The following is a 13,808-nucleotide window of genomic DNA, read 5'->3' as shown; positions in this document are numbered from 1 at the left end:
TGGTTCTCGCATTACAGTGCTGACAAACATAGGGATACCGCTCTCTTCCAGCAGAATCCACCATCTTTCTTAATGTCCAATCAGGCCCCTTTCCACAATTTGGGCAAGGTTCATTTAGCTTTTCTCGATGATTAAACATTTCATTACTTCAACATAACGCCTGTAACACTTGGCCGAAAAAGCGTAGATTTTTTGGATCAAGTGCTTACGCTTGTTATATTTATTTCCAAAGCACCTCTGGAATAAAGATATTTTCTTTATCTGCGACATTATCAATATTGTTATTTATTGCTATATAATCATCTCTACTTCTCATTCTTGCCCACAATGATCTTAATTCATCATACTCCCTATCGGAAACATAGGGCTTAATAGCCATCATCCGTTGATTAAATGAAGCATTCATTTGAAATCCAGCGAAGTTCATCGACATTATATAAAAAGTACAAATAAACAGTATTACTAAATTTACTGCTATTGTTACATAAATCTTCCTAAATATAAAATTACGATTACCTCTATCACTTTCACCATTACGTTTTCTATTTACATACAATATAGTGAAAATAACAATAATACAAAAAACTATTGGTATACTGAGTAAATATGAACTTATAATAAATGAGTATTTTTCCCTTAAACCTAGAGCCGCTTCTTCATAAAGCCTCTTTGAAAATCCATTATAAATAACATCACCCGTCCATATAAAAAATTGCGCTGAGTAATTTAGAATTGGCTGAATAAATAAAATAACGAGCAATGACGCAATCACACTTGCATAGATGCTTTTTCTTATGTTTGGATCGTTGATCATTTTAAAATCTCAACTTAATATAACGCCGTGGTTTGGGGCCGGAACGAAGCGCCAGCGTAGTGGAGGTCCCAGCCGCGATAGCGGCGAACAACACCACTTTGTTATGTTTCATTTTCAGGATCCGTATCTACAACGGTAATTGACTTTGTATTATTAAGCAGCCTTTCGACCTCCTTAATACCGTAGCCTTTCATATGAACCACCTTGCTATCTCTTGTTGTTATTATCACTTCCCGGCTCGCTCTAGCGTCGATCCATGCAACAATTACCTTAGCAAGAGAATTCCAGGGCATGGACTCTGAAAACGCCTGTACAAATTCTGTAAACCCTGAAGCTTGTGGTTTGAAGGATAGTGCCGCCAATCCGTAATATTCGATACCAGCATCCTTCATAGCTTTATTAAATGAGGCATAGCTATGCTTAAATAGGTGAACGATGATTCCGTTTTCAAGCCCTGTTGTCATGATATTGCCTCCATGCCTAAGGAAACATAACGCTCCGCTAAAGGGCACCGCTCGCGGTGTCACTTTTCAGCGGCTTGTTAGCAGCTTCAGCACGCAAGCGCTCGACTAGCCAAACTTTAATAATGGATTGGCGAGTGACTCCTATTCGAGCAGCTTCGCGATCAAGCGACTCTACTACCCAAGCAGGAAAATCAACATTAATGCGCTTTGCTTCATGATTCACTCGACGTGCGGTTGTTACATCAAGATCGTCAATGATGTCCTCTACACACTCATCAAACTTTGAATCAAATTCTTTAGCTTTCATACAACTCTACCTCTCTATTGCGCGAACGTCTTACCGAAATAATCCGTATTTTTTCACCTCGGTAAGTGATCACAGCAGACCAGTGCTTATCATCTATAAGACCAATGACGAGGTAACGAGGTTCATCATCTGACTTAGCTTGAATCTCTAGTAAATCTTGGTCTTGCCACAAGACCTGTGCATCATGGAAATCAATTCCATGCTTGTAGAGGTTCGCTTGGCTTTTTTCATCATCAAATTCAAACATATTCACGAGTATAAATTATACCCTTTTTACTCATTTAGCAAGAAAGTGGGTATGATTCACTGCTAACGCCTAAGCACACCGGCGCGAGCTTGCGAGCGTCCGGCAGCCGACGGCTGCGTAGTGCTGCGTTTGGTTAGGTGTTTTCACGACTTCTCCACGGTGTTTTTCGGCCTGTGATGAGTTCGACAAGAAACCACACCACACACGCCATGAAACCTATAATTACTAAAAGCATTAGCGAGAAAACTACTTTGTAAAGAGCTGTCCAATCTAGCTGAGTTAGCCCAAAGGCCAACAACATGAGCGCAGCTGCTATAAACCAAAGGAGAATGCCCAACACAAAAGGTTTAGGTGCATTGTCTGGAATCATTCTGCTCATCCGATTAAGTGGGTCAAGCATTGCGTACACCTAACGCTTTGCTCACCGGAAAATAGCGAGCGCAGCGAGTAATTTTTCCGTGTGCAGCAATTTGTTATGCATTTCTACTTGAGACCGTAATATTTAAGTGCTGCCTCGGTAAGAACCTTTGTAGCCACTGAAACGCCTACGCTCCATGTACCTTCAGCCGCCTTTTTGAGATTAGAGCCTAGCCATTTCTTGGCTTGTTGACCAAAGGGCTCTTCAACGCTAGATGGCTCTTCCGTAGCAATAATTTCAGCTAATTCAGAAGCATCTTTTTCTGGGATGCCAGACTTAACGAGGTGTTCAATAAAAGACTGGCCGTCTCTTTCGTTGACTGCAACGGAAATTCTAGAACCAGAACCACCAGCTACTGCTGTTGAGACGTTTCCATAAATAATTTGTTGTGAGATCTGTTGAACTTGCTCAACATCTTTCTTTTCAGTTTTTGTGGTTCCAAATGCCACATGAACAGAACCAGGCACTGACCTCTCAAACTCAATAGTTAGTTCCAAAATACGGCTACGAACGGCCTGCTGTATTTCGTAGAACGACGTTGGGGAAATTAATCCGCTTACATCATTGCAGGCGTAACCTTTATAGATCTTCCCTTGAAGCAGCAGAATTAAATTTGATGCATCAATACCAAAATCCCCACCATCCGAGGTCTGTCTTCTAACCATTTCATCCACGGCAGCGATGCTTTCTCGAACTTCATACTTCGTCCAACTTTCGCCTGCGTGTTTTTCGATGAGGTAAGGCGGTATTTGAGCATTCTTGATACCAGAGCCAAATGGACCCGAAAAAGTACCTCGGTAGGTGACACCAACAATTCGGTAATCAGGAACATTCGCATCCATTGGATACCCTTCAGATTCATGTTTCACCCATTCTTCAAGAGTATCACTACCAAGCCTTGCAGCCAGTAAGCGTAACTTTAAAAGAATTGAACCAAGATCAGCTCCTTCTTGAACCACGGATTCTTGAATTTGTTGGAGAAGAGACAATTTAACCTCCATACTCATTATTGCATAACAATATTATTAGAAGGAAAGCTTCCGTATTTAAATGCGGAAACTTTCCTTCTTTCACATTTACCTGTCTTTATAACAGGATCGGGAACCCCCGTCACCTCTCGCTTATGCAAAAAAGATATAAAAACATGACTTAAAAATACGAAAAATTTCCTTGTGTTGGATATTATACGGAAATACACTGTATAAAAAAACAGTACGGCAAGCAAAAAGGAATTTTATGCGCCAGTCACCCTTCCTTCAGAGCGTTCACCAAGAGATGTTGCGTCGCCGTTACGCCAAGCGCACCATCGAAACTTATCTTCACTGGATCAGCGTCCTCGCAAGCTTCCGGTGGTACTTACGCCTGACGAAATCGCCCGTTTCTTCGTTGCATTGAGAGTAGAATATTATCTGCCGGCGGCGCTGATGTATGGCAGTGGTCTCAGGTTAATGGAAGCGGTTCGTCTGCGAGTTAAAGATATTGATTTCGATTACTGCTGTATTCGCGTTTGGAACGGCAAGGGTGGCAAACACCGTACTGTGACATTGGCGCCCGAGCTAAAGACTGATTTGCGCGCTCAAGTGACCAAAGTCGATAGCTATCTGCGGATCGATGTGAAAAAACCCGAATTTCAGGGAGTCTGGATGCCCCATACTCTGCGCCATAAATATCAAACAGCCAGTAAATCTCTGGATTGGCAGTATCTTTTTCCGTCGGCGCGTCTCAGTATTGACCCGGAAAGCGGCTTGACTCGACGCCATCACATTGATGAGACAGGGGTTCAGAAGGCTGTTCGCGTGGCCGCACGTGAGGCTGATATTAAAAAATCGGTCACGCCACACACCCTGAGGCACTCATTTGCAACGCATTTACTGGGTTCAGGTGCGGATATTCGTACTGTCCAGGACCAGTTGGGTCATACGGATGTAAAAACAACGCAGATTTATACTCATGTACTACAAATGGGCGGGAATGCCGTTCAGAGCCCATTTTCCCGCTTGAGTCAGGCGACCTAAAGCCTCCAGGCACGCTACCGCCCATAACGCAGCAAGTCGATTGCGGCATCCGAGGCAGCGTCAGAGCTGGGTGATGTCGTGACACTATACCCCCGAATATCAGAACTGCAAACCTTTCAGTAGCTGTAACGCAGTCGCGCATAGAGGTTGGAAGCGTCCTCAAACTGGCCAAAAAAGGTATGGCTCTTTTTGCCACCAAACAGATTTCCCCCTAGCGTCAATGTCCAATGATCATCAACACGATAGTTCACCGAAGGTCTGAGGTAATAATCACGATCACTGGGGGACCAGTAACTGAACAGCGAGAGTGTCAGATTGTCCTGGCGTAGCCGCTGTGTCAAACGCAAGGTCAGCAAATGGCGGTATTCATCAGGTCGATAGCGTCCGTCTGCAACGGGCCAGGTGGATTTCAATCCACTGTAGTCCTGTGTCCACTCCAGATAATATTGCACAGCAGCGTTAAAGTTTGGTCTTAACTCGCGATCATAGCCCAGCAAGAACCTCAGTTGATCATTGGGCAAGCCAGGATGATCGCCAGCCGAATCACTGCCTTCATACCAGGCCAGCTCAGCATTCGCGATGCCCCCCTTAAAAGGGGTACGCAGGCTGGCACCATAGACATCCAGGCGCGGAAAAAAAGCGTCACCTGTCGTCGTCATTCCCAGCGGCTGAGTCCAATACCCACGGTAGGCATATAACGCCCATTCAGTCGCTTCATGCGTACCATACAGGCGTGCCGCCCACTGACTCTCGCGTCCCCAGCGATCACGTGACTGTGGCCGGATACGTCCCTCGGGGGCCGCCATCTGTGTTCCGCTCATGGCTGAGAAATAGCTGAATCTGTCACCCCGGATATACCGGTCCGGCTGGAACTCTGGTGTCCACACCAGATCCAGATTAACCGATTCAGTAAAATAGCTGACCTTGGCACTGGTAGCCGGTGCTTTCAGATACTCGTCATCCCGCCCGGAAAAATAGGATTGCCAGTCTTTGGCAAACAGATCGTTCAGAAACAGCATGTCACCCGTTCCCCAGGTCAGCACTTGCTGCCCCAGACGGACATCCATATTCTGACCGACCTGAAAGTCGATCAGGGCTTCACGCAGGTCCAGGCGCTGCTTGTCTTCTACACCATCAGCGTAGAGATCAGTTTTCAGGCTCCAGCGCAGATCCCCCAGATAGTCACTCATCTCAACACGGGCACGCCCTTCTCCAAGGGTCATGTCGCGCCCCAACAAAGGATCACGATGAATACGTCCACCGGCAGCCATCTCGTAAAAGCCATGTACGACGAATCCCGAAGAGGACTCCTCTTCTGCCCAGGGATCGCCCCAATCGTCTGCGGCCACCTGTGAAAGAGAGACACAGGCACACGCCGTCGCAAGCCAGCCGTACCACCGCATTACTGCGGTCTCCTCAGCCAGTCACGTGGCTGGCGTCGCAGCGAGCGTTCGCTGAACACCTCGACTGGCAAACCCAGGTTATAGGCAACAAACCCAAACTCCATTACTGTTTGACCACCGCTGCGCAAATCCTGAACACGACTGCGCATCACGGTTGGAAAGCCCTCAACATCCTGAATATCGAGCGCTTCGACAGTACGATAGACCGCCCCGGAAGCATCCATATACTCAATTTTTTCTGGCAAAAAATGCTGCTTGTTGATATTCACCCGATAGTGGTGAAAGTCGGCGGTAGAGGTATCTTTAGGATGGCTTTCAATCAGGTAGTGCGTATCCGTGGTTTCCAGAAGGACATGCGTATCCTCACCGGGATGCCGACCGGAAACATCTTCATAAAAAAAGTGTGAGCCCACAAAGCTGGTACGTTTGTCTCCAGCCGAGATACGCCGCACCAGATCCAGGCTGGGCAGGTAGAGCCAACGGTCATCATCCCGCGCCACATTTTTAGTCACCATGAACACTGTATCCCGCACATCCGCAGGACGGCTAAAGGCGACATAAAAATGTTGCCGTCCACCCGGTTCTTCATTCAAGCGCAGGATCGTGAACTGGCGCTGCTGCTCTCGCCCCTGGCCATCGGTAATAGTCATGCGTACTTCGCTGCGTCCATCATTACCGGGATAGTAACTGGCCAGATTGGCGCGTTCGACTATCGCATCGACGTCAGTCAGATCTGCAGCCAGCACGGACATGCTCATCAAGGCCGTCAGGGTTGCCGTTGCCATGTTACGGAGTAAGGATTGCATTTTAAGCCTCCTGTTGACCGCCAAACAGGCGGTCCTTGTCTTTTATTTGCTGAATCACCGCCGGTAGAATCACAATCGTGACCAACGCGGAAACTGCCATAATCGTTGCCAGGAAAAAGCCGACCGTTATGTAGGGTACCAGCGGTGCCAGCAGCAAGGGTGTAAAGCCGATGGCTATCACGATAGCATTACGGCTGATCGCACGTGATGGCCCTTTATACACCTCATCCACCGTTGCAGGCCAACTCCCGGTTGCACGGTAAATGGCTCTCGCACGCTCCAGAAAGTGGATGGCAAAATCCACCGACAGTCCCAGGGTTAATGCCGATAACACCGCAATCGGCATATCGTAGTCCTTGCCAATCCAGCCAATCAGGCCATAAATAAACAAAATGGTGATACTGAGTGGCAGCATGGCTAACAGCCCGATCTTGATTGAACGGAACAGCACAATCATCATAACCAGCACCATCAGAAAGGCGCCCATCAGACTGTTGAGCATGCCGTTGACCATCTGCTCCTGCCACACCACATTAATATAGGACATGCCTGCCCAGTGCGCGCTGACACCATCCGGTAAAGGGTGCTCCGCCATATAATCGGCCACCTGTTGCATCACCCGACTGACATCCTGATTATCGCCACTGCTCAACTGGAACCACAGAAGGCTGGAAAGATAATCCGGTGTAACCATTTTCCAGAGATCATCCGGGCGATGTGATGACTGAAAGCTCAGCAATGTTTGTGCGACGCCACGAGCAGAATCCGGCAGGCGGTAGTGTGTATCATCACCCGCATTCAGTTCCCGGAACACCGTCTTGACCAACGTGGGCAATCCATTCACCTTGCCAACATCCTCACTCTGCTGCAGTGTTTGCATCAGTCGGTCCATATAGTCGAGTATTTCCGGGCTAAGGAAATACTTGACCTCAACCTGAATACGCTCCACTTCATCCAACAGGTCCAGCCACAGGGTTTCATTGTCCAGATCAAGATAGGATGCCTGATCCAGCAGCGCTCCAAGGTCACTGGTGAAGCGGTCGAAGTCATTATTTTCGGCCTCTGACAACATTTCCTGCAAGGCAAGCTGCTGCTCTGCCGTTGCCTGATTTTCCTGCAGAATACGTGTCAGTTCAGTGGTCAGTTGTGCATGCGGAGGCTGTGACAGATTTTTTTCAAAGACCAGAAACGCATCATAGGTTCCGGAAAAATGACTGTTCATGACACGATCAGCCACGCGCAGGGAATGATCGGACTTGAACCAGCGCACCGGATTGTCATTGATCTGAATCTGGCTGACACCCCAGGCACTCAGCAATATCACCGCCATAAAGATCGCCAGCAGAGGCTTGGCTGACTTGACTGACAGCTTTCCGGTCAGGGATAACGCCCGGCCTAAACGGGAGTTATCATCCTCCTGCAGGGAATGATCTTTCAACTGAGCCAGGCGTTTATCTGACAAGCTCATGATATACGCTGGCACAAAGGTGACTGTCAGCAAAAATGCCAGCAGTATGCCGAAGGCCACATGCAAACCAAAAATCTGTACCGGTGGAATGGGGGTGAACGCCAGAGAAGCAAATCCGATAGCCGAGGTGATAGATGTAAACAGCATTGGTGTAAACAGGTGGCCAAGTACTTCCTGTAACGCCTGACGAGGCTTTTCACCGGGTTTATAACGATCCGAGAATTCCGACAGAATATGTACTGAGTCCACCACCGCAATCGGCATCAGGAAGATCGGAATCATCGAACTCATGATATGAACCGTGTAGCCTTGCCCGATCAGCAGTCCCATGGTAATAATGACCGTGCCCATGGCCACTATCATTGGCGCAGTAATCAGGACAAAACTGCGAAAAAACACCCACATCAGCACAAAAATCATCAGTCCGGCCAAGGGCGCTGAAATGGCCATCTGGATAAACATCTCCACACCAAAGGTGTCTTCGGCAACAGGCAGACCCGCCATATAAAAACGGTCCTGGCTATCAAACGTGTCAATGATGGCCTGAATTTCCTGAGACAAGCGATAACTTTCTGACTTGTGGGTGATCGGCACATAGATACCTGCCGCCTGATGATCACCGGAAACCAGAGTGTTCTGCAGTAACGGCAGACGTTCAACAGCCTCACGTATGGCATCCGCTTCCGCCTGATTTTCAGGAGGCTGTGCCATCATCCAGTTGAAACGTATCGTTCCCAGGCCCTCCTGAGTAATGTTGTCCACCAGATTCAAGGCCATCTGATCCTGACGTATTACACCTTCAAGTGACAGAATGGCTTCCGATAGCTGGTGCAGGGTCGTCAGCGAATCCGGGTTGTAGATACCGGCAGGGTGGGTCTCATTGACGATACCCACCACAATCATGTCATGCATGCCGAAACGGGCCTTGACCTCCTCATGATATACACGGTCAGGCTGATCATGCGGTAACATGTTTTCCGGATCAGTATCGACCTGAATCGCCGGGATTTGTACCGCTGCCAGGATGGCAAATAGCAAAAAGGATACAAACACCCATCTGGGATGATTGATGGACAGCGATACCAGGCGGTCACGCAACATGGAAATACCTCTATTCAGCGTCATACGAATGAACACATTATATATTAGATTAATCTAATATCAATAGAGGTAATCCTGAGCCGTAGATGCTCACCTTGCGGATTTACTGTTTCGCCTGATCAGTAAACAACTGAGACAGTTGTATATCCAGCAGCTGTTTTTTGGCATCTGACAGTGCGCTCAAACGCTCATTGAGCAACGCCTCCCAGGGTTCAGCATGTCCCTGAAGATCGACCTCGGGTACAGGCCAGGGTAACCAGCCAGCCAGATCATGCAGCGTCACCCCCTGCAGGTCACGCGATAAAAGATAGCTGCCCTCTGCCGTGCGACTCAGCAGGTTTGCCTGCATCAACAGTGGCAGATACCTGTCCCAGTCTTCCTGCCCCAGACCCGGGGTACAAGTGAGCAACTCGGTTGCGGTTAAAGACTGCCCTTGCTGCTGGGCCTGCCATAACAGACGCAACAAGTGTAATACCACAAACAGATGCGCACGACGCCGGGTCCGCCTTCCAACCTGATAAATCGTCAGCGCCCGGCTCAATTCAGCTCCCAGCAAGATGATAATCCAGCTGATAAAAATCCAGGCCAGAAACAGCGGTACTGCCGCAAAGGCACCGTAAATCAGCTCGTAGGATGGAAACTGTGTGACAAAAAATGCAAAGCCCCGCTTGGATAATTCAAACATCAAGGCAGCAAACACACCGCCCAGTAACGCATTCAACAGCGGTACCGAGCAGTTAGGCACCGCACAATACAGCAGCATAAATGCCACAGCTGAAAACAGGATTGGCAGCAAACTGAAAACACGGCCTGGACCGACAAAATCCGTGGCACTGGTATAAACAGGCAAAGCGGCAATATACGAGGTTACAACCAGGCCCAAACCGATCAACAGCGGTCCAAGACTGAGGACAGCCCAGTACAACAGAAAACTGGAAACCCCCTTGCGTGGCTCAGCCACACGCCAGATACGGTTCAGCGCTGCCTCTATGTTTTTCATCATCATGATGGAAGTAATGACCAGAAACACGACCCCAACAGCGGTCAAACGCCGTGCCTGAGCCGTAAAGTCACTTAGATACTGATGTACCACTTCACCGGTTGCCGGTACAAAATTCTCCAGCACCCACTGCTGTATCACATCTCCAGCTCCCTGAAATGTCGGAATTGTAGCCAGCATCGTGTAGGACACTGTGACCAGAGGTACAACTGCAAACAGCGTGGTGTAAGTCAGAGCGGATGCATTCAAGATACCCTGATTTCTGAAAAACTGACGGATCAGATCCTGCCAGAAATTCAACAAGGCTGTCGGGCGTATCGACTTTATCTTCACGAAATCCTCTCTCTTGGTTGGACAGGTGTACCCGGAGATATACAATACACAGCCGGCAAACACAAACAGAGAGCACTCAAAAGACCATGTCTGAAACCCGTATTTATCATAATCCTCGCTGCTCCAAGTCGCGTCAGACACTCCAGCTCCTGCAGGATCAAGGCATTACTCCTGAGGTACGCGAATACCTGAAAGACCCACTCAATGCTGAAGAACTGCGTGAACTCCTGGCCATGTTGGGCATTTCGGCCCGGGCACTTCTGAGAACCAAGGAAGCTGAATACGCCGAGGCAGGGCTTGCCAATCCTGAACTGGATGATGCGGCTGTGATTGAGGCAATCTGCCGCTATCCAAAGTTGATGGAACGTCCAATTGTTGTGCACCAGGGACAAGCGCGTATCGGCAGACCACCCGAGCAGGTACTGGAACTCTTCTGATGCAAGAACCCTATCTGTTGGTACTCTATTACAGCCGCCATGGTGCTACTGCGACGCTGGCGAAACATATCGCCCGTGGTGCCGAGCAGGCAGGCATTGAAGCCAGACTGCGGACAGTTCCGCCGGTATCGGCAAACTGTGAAGCCACAGCACCCGGAGTACCGGATACCGGGGCACCCTATTGTACGCTGGATGATTTACGTCATTGTGCGGCACTGGCACTTGGAAGCCCCACCCGGTTTGGCAACATGGCCGCACCGATGAAATATTTTCTCGACAGCACCAGTGAGCTCTGGCTTTCAGGGGCACTGATCGACAAACCCGCCGGTGTGTTTTCCTCCAGTGCCAGCCTGCATGGCGGTCAGGAAACCACCCTGCTCAGCATGATGCTGCCCTTGCTACACCATGGCATGGTGATCAGCGGCATTCCCTACAGTGAAACCCTGCTTAACCGGACTCGCAGTGGTGGCACGCCCTATGGAGCCACGCATCTGGCAGGACAGGATGGCCAGCGTGCGCCTGATGCTGACGAGCTCAGCCTGTGCCAGGCTCAAGGAAAGCGGCTGGGCGAACTGGCCTTGAAACTACTTCGGAGATCCGTATGACACTCGCTCAAAAAGCCAACATCAGCCGTTGGGTTACCCTGACAAGCTACTTTGCCCTGCTGCTGCTGTTGACCCTCTGGTACCTTGTCATTGCACCCGCCAAAGGCGATAACCCCTGGGTTATCTGGCTGGTGCATTTCTTGCCGCTGATCGCATTCATTCGCGTTGTGCTGCGTGGTGATGCACGCGGACATGCCTGGCTGTGTTTTGTCCTGCTGTTCTACTTTCTCGGCGCAGTACTCGCCACCCTGATGCCGCCTACTCGCTGGCTGGGACTGGCAGAATCGCTGCTGTTATGTACGCTGTTTACCGGCGCGATGATGTTTGCGCGCTGGAAAAGTCAGCTGGATCGGGGGCTCAGCTAAATGCCAGTCACCCATTTCAGTATTCAGCAGATTAACAAGACGGATACACAGCAAGCCAGCCAGGTGACCGCCTGTGATCAGGCGCATGATACCGAGCAGTACGCTCACTCCATCATCAGTGAGTTTAAACGCATTCAGGGCAGCCGTGCCGGACGCCAGTACGGCATGTTTAGTCCTGAACACCCCGGATTTCGTGCCCTGCTGATGCAGTGGCGCGAAGAGCAGATTCCCTTCGTTCGCTTCTGCCAGCAGGTCACTCGTCAACTGGCCCTGCAGCTGGATCAGCATGAAGAGTTGTTTCAAGGCTACCTGTGCTTTCTGGCGGAACACCTGGAACGTGGTGACCGGCTGTTCATTTTCCATCTGCGACAGACCGCCGCACTGACATTGAACACAACCCTGGAGCTGCTTGAAACCGACTATATAGAATTCAGTGAAACCGGTTTTGGTGTTGCGATTGACCTGCAAAGCCTGACTGAAGGCGCAGACAAGTATCTCACGCTGAGCTTTGGCCGGGGTGACCGGGGCATTAAACCGGTCGTCTGCGAATGGCTGGGCTATATGGATACGGTCGATAAAAAGGCAGAGACTGAACATTTTCTGGCCCTGGTCGATACTTACTGCAACGACCTGCCCAGCGAAGAGAGTCAACCTCTGCGGGAAAAAGTGATCGATTACTGCATGGACCAGGATAAGGCTGGCGAACCTGTGGTGTTTGCTGCACTCTCCGACCAGGTCGATGCCGGGCTGGAACGTTATGTGCGCCAGCATCAGCAAAGCCCGAAAGAGGAGCTGATTCCAGACCGTAAACAGTTACGCAACTACCTGCGCTTTACCGGCAAGAACAACGATGTCTCCATCAGCTTTGCCAGTACCAGCCTTGGCAAAGAAGTGGAGTTTGATCCCACTCAGGAAGTGCTGATGATTCGTAACCTGCCCAAAAGCCTGTTACGGCAGTTGAAAAAGCTGCATGACGAGGATCGCTAAGCGATCCTCCGGCAGCTGCCGACAAGCGTCGTAAATAGGCCTCGCCACCCAGATTGTTCATTTGTCTGAGAATAAACGCCTGGCGTGAACGCATGTACTGACTGGGTCGTGTCACATCCATGCGTGCCGGAGCCGGTAGCACACTGGCCAGCAACGCGGCTTCTTCACGGGTAATACGGGATACTGGCTTCTTTAACAGATACTCACTGGCAGCACCTACACCGTACTCCTGTCGACCAAACTGAGCGATATTAAGATAGACCTCCAGTATGCGCTCTTTGGTCCAGAGCAACTCCAGCAACAGAGCCAGACACCATTCAATGACCTTGCGAAAGGTGCTGCGCCCACCCCAGAGAAACAGATTTTTGACCACCTGCTGGGTAATGGTACTGCCACCCCCTGCCTGCTGACCACTGCGATAGGCAGCAATCGCCGCCTGTGTGGCTTGCATATCGATGCCCGGATGATCCGGAAACTTCTGATCTTCAGACGCGATAACAGCCAGTTGCATGGCAGCCGGAATCTCGCTCAAGGGCACCCAATGATGCCGGGCAAAATCAAGATCCGCATCGAACAGCGCACGCAGGTTATGCTGCAGCATAAAGGATGTTGTCGGTGGATTAACCCAGCGCATTGACCACAACAGCAGTACAAAAGTGACTAACAATAACAGTACAGCCCAGAGAAGCCATCGCAGCCAGCGTTTTAATTTTTTCACCATAGGCAGCTCAACCTCCGCTCAAACCTGCAGTCAACTCATCCACAAAGGTGTACACTAGCTTGTATAAAAGACACAACGCATATAACAGGAGCTCCTATGGCAGACTATACCCTGACACTGAACGGCCTGACTTGCGGCGGCTGCGTCAAAGCCGTCAAACAAGCACTTGAGCAACTGGAAGGCATCGAATCCATGGAAATCACTCAGGATTCGGCTAACATCAGCGGCTCTGTTTCACTCGATCTACTCATTGATACTATCGAAAATGCCGGCTTTGAAGCCAGCGCTGACTGAAAACATCAATGCACAGGAATACG

At 49.6% G+C, this 13,808-nt stretch carries 16 protein-coding genes and 1 pseudogene; 6 read left to right on the top strand and 11 right to left on the bottom strand.

Features of this window, described 5'->3' with window-relative positions; translation table 11 throughout:
- Positions 1–220 precede the first annotated feature (220 nt).
- The 6 genes from ADINL_RS14765 to ADINL_RS14740 all read right to left on the bottom strand — a co-directional run bounded on the left by ADINL_RS14765 (position 221) and on the right by ADINL_RS14740 (position 3,257).
- Positions 221–814 (bottom strand): hypothetical protein, encoded by a 594-nt coding sequence (locus ADINL_RS14765; RefSeq protein ID WP_036549764.1) that lies wholly within the window; start codon positions 812–814, stop codon positions 221–223.
- Positions 815–915: 101 nt separating this feature from the next.
- Positions 916–1,278 (bottom strand): hypothetical protein, encoded by a 363-nt coding sequence (locus ADINL_RS14760; RefSeq protein ID WP_036549760.1) that lies wholly within the window; start codon positions 1,276–1,278, stop codon positions 916–918.
- A 37-nt stretch (positions 1,279–1,315) separates the two neighbouring features.
- Positions 1,316–1,585 carry a type II toxin-antitoxin system BrnA family antitoxin gene (gene brnA / locus ADINL_RS14755; protein ID WP_036549758.1) on the bottom strand — a complete coding sequence of 90 codons (270 nt, stop codon included), beginning with the start codon at positions 1,583–1,585 and terminating at the stop codon, positions 1,316–1,318.
- Positions 1,575–1,832, bottom strand: coding sequence for a BrnT family toxin (locus ADINL_RS14750; protein ID WP_036549754.1), 258 nt, complete (start codon positions 1,830–1,832; stop codon positions 1,575–1,577). Before ADINL_RS14750 ends, brnA begins: the two co-directional genes overlap by 11 nt.
- 133 nt (positions 1,833–1,965) lie before the next feature.
- Entirely contained in the window at positions 1,966–2,232 is a 267-nt protein-coding gene (locus tag ADINL_RS14745; RefSeq protein WP_036549751.1) for a hypothetical protein, read from the bottom strand.
- A gap of 83 nt (positions 2,233–2,315) precedes the next feature.
- Positions 2,316–3,257, bottom strand: coding sequence for an AbiTii domain-containing protein (locus ADINL_RS14740; protein WP_036549749.1), 942 nt, complete (start codon positions 3,255–3,257; stop codon positions 2,316–2,318).
- A 315-nt stretch (positions 3,258–3,572) separates the two neighbouring features.
- Here ADINL_RS14740 and ADINL_RS14735 point away from each other — a divergent pair, with 315 nt between their 5' ends.
- Positions 3,573–4,265, top strand: coding sequence for an integron integrase (locus tag ADINL_RS14735; protein ID WP_084154551.1), 693 nt, complete (start codon positions 3,573–3,575; stop codon positions 4,263–4,265).
- A 116-nt stretch (positions 4,266–4,381) separates the two neighbouring features.
- Here ADINL_RS14735 and ADINL_RS14730 read toward each other — a convergent pair whose 3' ends face one another.
- The 4 genes from ADINL_RS14730 to ADINL_RS14715 form a co-directional block, all read right to left on the bottom strand.
- Positions 4,382–5,668 carry a DUF1302 family protein gene (locus ADINL_RS14730; protein ID WP_036549747.1) on the bottom strand — a complete coding sequence of 429 codons (1,287 nt, stop codon included), beginning with the start codon at positions 5,666–5,668 and terminating at the stop codon, positions 4,382–4,384.
- The gene (locus ADINL_RS14725; RefSeq protein WP_084154550.1) at positions 5,668–6,474 is read right to left on the bottom strand and encodes an outer membrane lipoprotein-sorting protein; all 807 of its coding nucleotides are present in this window, start codon (positions 6,472–6,474) and stop codon (positions 5,668–5,670) included. The genes ADINL_RS14730 and ADINL_RS14725 overlap by 1 nt, the downstream gene beginning before the upstream one ends.
- A gap of 1 nt (position 6,475) precedes the next feature.
- Positions 6,476–9,067, bottom strand: coding sequence for an efflux RND transporter permease subunit (locus tag ADINL_RS14720; RefSeq protein WP_239644400.1), 2,592 nt, complete (start codon positions 9,065–9,067; stop codon positions 6,476–6,478).
- A 79-nt stretch (positions 9,068–9,146) separates the two neighbouring features.
- Positions 9,147–10,376, bottom strand: coding sequence for a YihY family inner membrane protein (locus tag ADINL_RS14715; RefSeq protein ID WP_084154549.1), 1,230 nt, complete (start codon positions 10,374–10,376; stop codon positions 9,147–9,149).
- 86 nt (positions 10,377–10,462) lie between these two features.
- On the opposite strand from ADINL_RS14715, the gene arsC reads away from it, so the two are divergent.
- Genes arsC through ADINL_RS16595 form a run of 4 tightly spaced genes read left to right on the top strand, consistent with a single transcriptional unit; the run spans position 10,463 to position 12,770 of the window.
- Positions 10,463–10,813: an arsenate reductase (glutaredoxin) gene (gene arsC / locus ADINL_RS14710; protein WP_036549745.1), complete on the top strand. Its 351-nt coding sequence runs from the start codon at positions 10,463–10,465 to the stop codon at positions 10,811–10,813.
- On the top strand, positions 10,813–11,418 hold the full coding sequence (gene wrbA / locus ADINL_RS14705) for an NAD(P)H:quinone oxidoreductase (protein ID WP_036549743.1): 606 nt from the start codon (positions 10,813–10,815) through the stop codon (positions 11,416–11,418). The genes arsC and wrbA overlap by 1 nt, the downstream gene beginning before the upstream one ends.
- Positions 11,415–11,783, top strand: coding sequence for a DUF2069 domain-containing protein (locus ADINL_RS14700; protein WP_036549740.1), 369 nt, complete (start codon positions 11,415–11,417; stop codon positions 11,781–11,783). Before wrbA ends, ADINL_RS14700 begins: the two co-directional genes overlap by 4 nt.
- On the top strand, positions 11,784–12,770 hold the full coding sequence (locus tag ADINL_RS16595; RefSeq protein WP_051632866.1) for a nucleoid-associated protein: 987 nt from the start codon (positions 11,784–11,786) through the stop codon (positions 12,768–12,770). It abuts the gene before it with no gap.
- 58 nt (positions 12,771–12,828) lie between these two features.
- Here ADINL_RS16595 and mtgA read toward each other — a convergent pair.
- Positions 12,829–13,491, bottom strand: a pseudogene (gene mtgA, locus ADINL_RS16725) (monofunctional biosynthetic peptidoglycan transglycosylase); the annotation flags it as partial.
- 96 nt (positions 13,492–13,587) lie between these two features.
- Here mtgA and ADINL_RS16720 point away from each other — a divergent pair.
- Positions 13,588–13,785 (top strand): cation transporter, encoded by a 198-nt coding sequence (locus ADINL_RS16720; protein ID WP_036549737.1) that lies wholly within the window; start codon positions 13,588–13,590, stop codon positions 13,783–13,785.
- Positions 13,786–13,808: the final 23 nt, after the last annotated feature.

This window comes from Nitrincola lacisaponensis (assembly GCF_000691225.1).
Lineage (GTDB): Bacteria > Pseudomonadota > Gammaproteobacteria > Pseudomonadales > Balneatricaceae > Nitrincola > Nitrincola lacisaponensis.
Note: the sequence above shows the minus strand (reverse complement) of the source record. Positions and strands in the feature narration are given on the sequence as shown.

Coding starts and splice junctions, on each gene's coding strand:
- ADINL_RS14760 (WP_036549760.1), bottom strand. CDS start 1,278: ATGACAACAGGGCTTGAAAACGGAATCATCGTTCACCTATTTAAGCAT.
- ADINL_RS14765 (WP_036549764.1), bottom strand. CDS start 814: ATGATCAACGATCCAAACATAAGAAAAAGCATCTATGCAAGTGTGATT.
- ADINL_RS16595 (WP_051632866.1), top strand. CDS start 11,784: ATGCCAGTCACCCATTTCAGTATTCAGCAGATTAACAAGACGGATACA.
- wrbA (WP_036549743.1), top strand. CDS start 10,813: ATGCAAGAACCCTATCTGTTGGTACTCTATTACAGCCGCCATGGTGCT.
- ADINL_RS14725 (WP_084154550.1), bottom strand. CDS start 6,474: ATGCAATCCTTACTCCGTAACATGGCAACGGCAACCCTGACGGCCTTG.
- ADINL_RS14720 (WP_239644400.1), bottom strand. CDS start 9,067: ATGACGCTGAATAGAGGTATTTCCATGTTGCGTGACCGCCTGGTATCG.
- arsC (WP_036549745.1), top strand. CDS start 10,463: ATGTCTGAAACCCGTATTTATCATAATCCTCGCTGCTCCAAGTCGCGT.
- ADINL_RS14750 (WP_036549754.1), bottom strand. CDS start 1,832: ATGTTTGAATTTGATGATGAAAAAAGCCAAGCGAACCTCTACAAGCAT.
- ADINL_RS14740 (WP_036549749.1), bottom strand. CDS start 3,257: ATGAGTATGGAGGTTAAATTGTCTCTTCTCCAACAAATTCAAGAATCC.
- ADINL_RS14700 (WP_036549740.1), top strand. CDS start 11,415: ATGACACTCGCTCAAAAAGCCAACATCAGCCGTTGGGTTACCCTGACA.
- ADINL_RS14745 (WP_036549751.1), bottom strand. CDS start 2,232: ATGCTTGACCCACTTAATCGGATGAGCAGAATGATTCCAGACAATGCA.
- ADINL_RS14730 (WP_036549747.1), bottom strand. CDS start 5,668: ATGCGGTGGTACGGCTGGCTTGCGACGGCGTGTGCCTGTGTCTCTCTT.
- ADINL_RS16720 (WP_036549737.1), top strand. CDS start 13,588: ATGGCAGACTATACCCTGACACTGAACGGCCTGACTTGCGGCGGCTGC.
- brnA (WP_036549758.1), bottom strand. CDS start 1,585: ATGAAAGCTAAAGAATTTGATTCAAAGTTTGATGAGTGTGTAGAGGAC.